This is a genomic window from Streptomyces violaceorubidus (assembly GCF_000717995.1).
Classification (GTDB): domain Bacteria; phylum Actinomycetota; class Actinomycetes; order Streptomycetales; family Streptomycetaceae; genus Streptomyces; species Streptomyces violaceorubidus.
In genome coordinates this window covers 1-6870 of sequence record NZ_JODM01000070.1, presented here as the reverse complement: position 1 = coordinate 6870, position 6870 = coordinate 1, and the positions used below count along the sequence as shown (strand labels likewise).

General features: G+C 67.8%; 5 protein-coding genes. 3 read left to right on the top strand and 2 right to left on the bottom strand.

Going from position 1 to position 6870, the window contains the following annotated elements; all coding sequences use genetic code 11:
- The first annotated feature begins 151 nt into the window (after positions 1-151).
- On the top strand, positions 152-1441 hold the full coding sequence (locus IE94_RS0133755) for an IS256 family transposase (protein WP_030192087.1): 1290 nt from the start codon (positions 152-154) through the stop codon (positions 1439-1441).
- 233 nt (positions 1442-1674) lie between these two features.
- Positions 1675-2867 (top strand): IS3 family transposase gene (locus IE94_RS0133745; RefSeq protein ID WP_106978145.1). Its coding sequence is split into 2 segments (ribosomal slippage): positions 1675-1939 and positions 1939-2867, totalling 1194 coding nucleotides; the frame shifts between segments, so codons are not numbered across the junction.
- 239 nt (positions 2868-3106) lie between these two features.
- Here IE94_RS0133745 and IE94_RS40110 read toward each other — a convergent pair.
- Both IE94_RS40110 and IE94_RS0133735 read right to left on the bottom strand, forming a co-directional pair.
- Complete coding sequence (locus IE94_RS40110) at positions 3107-3733, bottom strand: helix-turn-helix domain-containing protein (RefSeq protein ID WP_030192081.1); 627 nt, start codon at positions 3731-3733, stop codon at positions 3107-3109.
- 214 nt (positions 3734-3947) lie between these two features.
- Positions 3948-4478, bottom strand: coding sequence for a P-loop NTPase family protein (locus IE94_RS0133735; RefSeq protein WP_051777878.1), 531 nt, complete (start codon positions 4476-4478; stop codon positions 3948-3950).
- A gap of 1051 nt (positions 4479-5529) precedes the next feature.
- On the opposite strand from IE94_RS0133735, the gene IE94_RS36520 reads away from it, so the two are divergent.
- Positions 5530-6717 (top strand): hypothetical protein, encoded by a 1188-nt coding sequence (locus tag IE94_RS36520; RefSeq protein WP_245235377.1) that lies wholly within the window; start codon positions 5530-5532, stop codon positions 6715-6717.
- Positions 6718-6870: the final 153 nt, after the last annotated feature.

Here is a 6870-nt window from a genome sequence, read left to right as displayed (position 1 = left end):
TAGTGGCCGCGGGTCGGTTCGCGCCGGGCCATCTGGGAGAGCTGACGCCGATCATGCCGTTCGAGCTGGTCGATGCGGTCTTGTCGGAGACACGGACCGCAGCGCGGGAGTGTTCAATGATCGGCGGATCCGATGATCAAGGAGACGCCAGATGAGCGACACCACCATCGAGCAGATAGCGGACGCGGAGCCGGTGGCTGCGTTGGTGCCGGCGAGTGACGAGCAGTTGGTCGCGATGCTCGTGGACCGGGCCCGCAGTGAGGGCCTGCAGCTGACCGGGGAGGGCGGGTTGCTCCAGCAGCTGACCAGGCGGGTGCTGGAGTCCGCCCTGGAGGGCGAGATCACCGATCACCTCGGATACGAGAAGCACGATGTCGAGGGCCGGGGCAGCGGCAACAGCCGCAACGGGACCCGGGCGAAGACGGTGCTGACCGATGTCGGCCCGGTCGAGGTCAGGGTCCCCCGGGACGTGGCCGGTTCGTTCGAGCCGCAGATCGTCAAGAAGCGGCAGCGGCGCCTGTCCGGGGTGGACGAGATGGTGCTGTCGCTGTCGGCGAAGGGGCTGACGCACGGGGAGATCTCCGCGCATCTGGCCGAGGTCTACGGCGCGAGCGTGTCGAAGGCGACGATCTCCACGATCACGGACAAGGTGATGGACGGGATGGCCGAATGGCAGAACCGCCCCCTCGACCGTGTTTATCCCGTTCTGTTCGTGGATGCCATCAACGTGGAGGTCAGGGACGGGCAGGTCGCCAACCGTCCGGTCTACGTGGTCATGGCCGTGACCGCTGAGGGCCACCGCGACATCCTGGGGATCTGGGCCGGTGACGGAGGCGAGGGAGCGAAGTACTGGCTCTCCGTGTTCACGGAGCTGAAGAACCGGGGCCTGGACGATGTGCTGATGCTGGTCTGCGACGGCCTGAAGGGCCTGCCGGACGCGGTGGAGACCGTCTGGCCTCGAACAATCGTGCAAACTTGTGTGGTTCACCTGCTGAGGAACAGCTTCCGACACGCGGCCCGGCAGGACTGGGACAAGATTGCCAAGGCGCTCAAGCCCGTCTACACGGCACCGAGCGAGGCCGCCGCGACCGAGCGGTTCGGCGAGTTCCAGGAAGCCTGGGGCAGGAAGTACCCGGCCGTCATCCGGCTCTGGGAGAATGTCTGGGCCGAGTTCGTGCCCTTCCTCTCCTTCGACGTCGAGATCCGCAAGGTCATCTGCTCGACGAACGCGATCGAGTCCGTCAACGCCCGCATCCGCAAGGCCGTCCGTGCCCGCGGACACTTCCCCAACGAGCAGGCCGCCCTGAAGTGCGTCTACATGGCCCTCATGTCGCTGGACCCGACAGGCAAGGGCCGCAAGCGGTGGACCATGCGATGGAAGGCGCCGTTGAACGCCTTCCAGATCGCCTTCGAAGGCCGGCTCACCCCGGCCACCGACTGACACCTACAAAAACTGGATCAGCCGTCTACTGGACACACCCGGCGCCGGCTACGCCCAGGAGCGAGGCGGAGCACCCCCGCGTCGGCGGGGAGGACACTCCGCAGAGCGCACCCATCGCGACGGGTGCCGGAGCACCCCCGCGTCGGCGGGGAGGACCCCACTGAGCTGTACCGAGATTTGTGGAGTCCCTGATGCCAGGGTTACCGTCCTGGCGAAGGAGAACCACCAGCACCATGGCAGCGCCCCGTAAATACCCTGACGAGCTCCGCGAGCGCGCGATCCGCGAGGTCCGCACCACCGGCCGCCCCATCGTCCACGTCGCGAAGGACCTCGGCATCCACAAGGAAGCCCTGCGCGGCTGGGTCCGCCAGGCCGAGGCCGACCGCGGCGAGCGGGACGACCGGCTCACCACCGCCGAGCTTGACGAGTTGAAACAACTCCGCAGGGAGAACGCTGAGTTGAGGCGGGCTAACGAGATCCTGAAAGCCGCCTCGGTGTTTTTTGCCCAGGAGATCGACCGTCCCCGGACGAGGCCGAGCAGGTGATCGGCCACCTGCGTGGACAGGGCCTCGGGGTCGATCCCGTCTGCCGGGTGCTGGAGCTGTCCCCATCGACGTACTTCGCCCGCAAGAAGCGGCCGAAGTCGGCCCGCCGGCTCCGGGACGAACAGCTCATGCCGCTGATCGAAGAGATTCATGCCGAGTCGGGCGGCACCTATGGTGCCCGCCGGATCACGCGGGCCCTGGGGCGCAAGGGTGTCGAGGTGGCCCGCTGCACTGTCGAGCGGCTGATGGCCGAGCTGGGTCTGGAGGGCGTCATCCGTGGCCGACGGCGCCGGACCACGGTTTCAGAGCCGTCGGCGCCGCGTCCGCCTGACCTGGTCGACCGCGACGTCACCGCCTCGCGGCCTGATCAGCTGTGGGTGGCGGACATGACCTATGTCCGCACCTGGTCGGGGTGGGCGTATGTGGCGTTCGTCCTGGACGTGCACTCGCGGATGATCGTCGGGTGGCAGGTCGCGAACCACATGCGGACCGAACTCCCGCTGGACGCCCTGGAGATGGCCTTGTGGAGACGGGGGATCAAGAAGGACTCCGGCCTCATTCACCACAGTGACCGAGGGTCGCAATACGTATCAATTCGGTACACCGACCGGCTCGCCGACATCGGCGCCTCCGCGTCGGTCGGCTCGGTCGCGGACTCGTATGACAACGCGATGGCCGAGGCCCTGAACGGCACCTTCAAGGCCGAGCTGATCGAGATGCAGGGCCCCTGGAAGGACGTCGACCAGGTCGAACGCGCGATCTTCCAATGGATCACCTGGTACAACGAAGAGCGTCTTCACTCCGCGCTCGACTACGTGCCGCCGGCCGAGTACGAGGAAGCCTTCTGGCAGAGCCAGGAGCAAACCCCGCAGTCCGCCTGAAGCAAGATCACCGGACTCTACGAAACTCGGTACAGCTCAAACCGTGCTCGGGACCGGTACGACCGACACACTGCGGAAGCGGGCGCGGCAGGATCAGATCGACGTCGGTGTCCGGCCAGGGAAGACACGCGATTTGTCGGCTTTGGCTGAAGCCCGGGCCGCGAAAAGCGGCGCCCAGCTGGGCGCCGCTTTTCGTACCTCTGTGGTCTGGGGCTGTTCTTCAGGGCCTTGTGCCGGGCTCATTGTCGAGTGGGGTGTGGGGGGTGTGATGTTGGCGGGGTCGCGGCTGCGGTGAGGAGTCGTTCCCAGGTTCGGGGGGTCCCGCCGTGGAGTTCCGCGAGCTCGGCCGCGATGCGTGCCTTGGGTGCGCTGCTGGCCGCGGCGAGGGCTTCGCGGGCGGTGGCGAGGCGGGTATCGCCTTCGTAGGGGTGGGCCTTGCGGGGGCCTTGGGCTTCGCCGACGCGTCGGCCACCGCCCTTGCCACGGCCGGGGGCGTTGTCGCGGCGGTCGAGGACTTCGCGGCGGGTCCACAGGCGCGCGCCGTAGACGGTGGTGCCGGGGGAGAGGTAGCCCTGGGTGGCGTAGGCGCGGACGGTGCTTGTGGTGATGCCGAGGATCGCCGCGACGTCGTTGACGGTCAGGAGGTCGTCGGGGTGTTCGCCGGCGGGGAGTGCGGGGATTGGCCGTCCGGCGAGGTAGGCGTCGGTCTGGGCGAGGTCGTAGAGAAGATGCCTGCTGTCGGGGAGCAGGTCGGGGACGCGTTCGCGGAAGGCGGCGGCGTGCTGGCGACGCCAGGTGGCGAGGGATACGCCGGCGCGGCGGGCGATGTCGGTTTCGTTGAGGACGGGCCGGCTGCGGGGGATCACGTCGTCTCCTGGAAGGACTTCGGCCGCGGAGGGGCGGACGGGTATGGTTGATGTGCAGGCCCGGTTTCCGGGGCTGACAGTGTGAGAAGCCGGCGGTGTGCCGGGTCGCTCTCGAGCGGCCCTCCGCCGGCTTCGCTCATGTAGGGCCCCAGCGGAAACCACATTCAACCTTACAGCATCTCGAAGCGTGAGGGGTGGGTGCGCCGTGCGCGGGTCACCGGCCGGCGAGTGCATTCGCCAGCCATGCATCCGCCTGCCGTCCGCTGCGCAGCCGTACCACGTGGACGCCCAGGGCGGCCGTCTCGGCCACCTGCCGGGCGTAGCGGGGCCGGTTGTGCCGGTACTTGCGGATGGCGGTGCGCAGCAGGGACCGCCGCTCGAAGAACGCCCGCTTCCAGGTGAGCCGCTGCGCCTGTGCGCTTGTGTCGAGGCCGGCGAGCTGTCGCAGACTGCGGAAGACGATGCGACGCACGACCAGCCGCAGCGGCAGGTCGAGCCACACCAGCACATCGGCACGGTGCCAGACGACGTCCGCGAGTTTCGAGTAGTTCCCCTCGACCACCCATGAATCCCCGCGCGTGATCCGCTCCGCCGCTGCATGAAACTCATCGAAGGGGAGAACTCCAGCATCGGTGAACAGGATTTCATCAAGGTTGGTATGAGGAAGTCCCAGCGAACTGGAAAGCTTCCGCGCGATCGTCGTCTTTCCGCTCGCCGGAGGACCGAACAATGCCACCTTTTTCACCGAGTGTTCCTCTCGCTCTTCCTGACTGGGGCGAGGAATCATTATCCACGATTTAGGTAGCCGCCAGACCAGTTTTTCCCTGGAATACGTTGCCCCGGAACCCGGGTTTACTGCCACCGTTGCACCCTGAGGTACAGGGCGTCCGACGGCGCAGGGCAGGCGGGCCAGGGCGCAGCCATACGCGGAAGGCCGGCGGTGCGCACCACCACAAATCTGGAGCAGGGCACGCGCCGGCCCAGCGAGGCGCAGCACGGGCCGCCGGGTTGGGTCGTGGGGGTGGGGTGCGGCGCGGTCCTGGCCGGATCGGGTCCGTGCGGGGTCCCGTCGTACTCCGGCCAGCACCCCACCGCACCCCACCCCCACGACCCAACCCTTCTCGCCGTACCTGGCAGGCAGTACGCCCTGGCGCACCGGGCAGCTTGGGGAGAACTAGCGGTTCTGAGGCGGCCTGATAGACAAGCCCCCGTCCGGCGAGGGGAAACGGACCAGGAGGGCTTGCGCTTGGCGGCGGGGCAGGGCGCAGCAAGGCGGCCCAGGGCCGCCCGCTCCGGCTGACGTCGTGACGCTGCGCCCTTGCGTGGCGCAGCTCCTTTCCCCGCGGAGCGGGGTCCCCGTGGCTGCGCCACGGGGAGTGAATCCGGGCGCTGCGCGCCCTCGCCCCTCCGGGGCGCAGCGGTGGTCCGGGCGCTGCGCGCCCTTGTCTGTGGCTGGGGCGGGGGGCGGGGCGAGACTTTAGGCAGCCACCCTGGGGCGAGCCTCGAAGATCATGGCCCCAACGTCGTGCTTTACCGGGCAGGTCCACAGACTGCCCGACGCGCCATCAGCTTACGGGGCCATGATCACTCGCCCCAGGGCAGCTCCCGCCCAAAGTCTCGCCCCGCCCCCCGCGCGGTCCCGCGCGGGGGGCGGGGCTAAAAGATCATGGAAAACGGCCTCTGAGCTGGGGATTTCGTTGGACTGCGACCATGAAAGGCTGTATTGTTGTTCTTGTCGGAAGGGGCGGCACACCCCACCCGGCACGCACTGTCTGCCCAACGAAAGGAAAGCCACCGTGGCTCGATCCCTCCTGCCCCAGCACATCGAGGACGCCCGGAAGACCGTCCCCGTGCTGGACTCCCTCCCCGCCAAGGGGTACCCCGGCTACATCAACCGGACCGGCCAGCTCCGCACCATCGGCCAGCTGTACGACCGCACCACCGTGTTCGGGCACATCGCCTTCTCCCCGGATGAGGCGTACGCCCTGACCAACAAGAGGTCCCCGCACGCTCTGTACGAGCTGATGGTGATCTCCGCCGGGAGCACCCAGCGGCCCGGTCTGCACGACCACTCCCCGGCGTTCGTTCACGGGCTCGGGGTGATTGCCGACGCGTTCGCGGGACACTGCCACGCCTACGATCTGACCCCGGTCGTGTCGTGGAGTTACGACCCGATGACCCTTGACCGCGAGTCGATCCAGGGCGAGAAGCGGTTTCACGCCCATCTGGTCGGCCGCACGCAGGCCGAACGGGCGACCGTCACCGCCAAGGCGATTCCCGCCCGGCAGCTCTCCGCCACCCGCGCCCGCCGGATCGTGGAAGAAGCGTCCGTTCTCGGCTCGCTCCTGAGCGCCGACGTCGTGGACCCGGACGCGCTGCGCGTCCTCGTCCCTGTCCCGGCACTCTCCACCGCAACCGCCACGGTGACAGCTCAGTTCGAGCTTCCCGACGGATGGGCGAGTCTCACCGCCCCTGCCCTGCACGAGGACATCGCCTACATTCACCGCAAGCTGCGGCGGACGTACGACGAGATCCTTCGTGTCTGCACCACCGGCCGCAGCGGGAAGTGGGAGCGGCCCACGGTCCGGGAGTTCGACGCGGACGAGATCAGCGTTCCCCTTCGCCCAGGCACCCGCGCCACGCTCGCCCACTACATCAGGGCACTGCGTCCCGAGATCCTGACGGACCGCCGGGGAATCGACCGCACCCGAGACACCCACGTCTACCCGCTCGCCGATCTGGCGTACGCCGTCACGATCGCCGAGCAGGCGGGAAAGGTGTACCTGCACCTGCGGACGAATTTGTTCTCCGACCTCGGAGGGGCCGGAATCAGCATCATAGATGGAGTAATCGTCAAGACGAAGAAGGGGGTGGAAAAGCTTCGACCCGCCGAAATCGCGGGACGTGAGGCATTCCAGGCCGAATACCTGGGACGGGTGCACCGGCACCCGCTCGCTTCCAGGGTATTCTTCCCGAGGATTTGACGGAATGGCAGAACGGGGGGCCGCCCCCCCCGTTCTGCCAACAGGGAATGAATGTGATGTTCGGCTTTTGGTTTTCAGTGGTCGGTGTTTTGTTTGCAGTGTCGGGTTGTGCCTGGTGGTCGCGGGTGGGTTGGTCGGTTGCTGAAGGCGCCG

Bases quoted from the DNA above. Each gene is read 5' to 3' on its own strand.
- IE94_RS0133755 (WP_030192087.1), top strand. From the start codon at position 152: ATGAGCGACACCACCATCGAGCAGATAGCGGACGCGGAGCCGGTGGCT.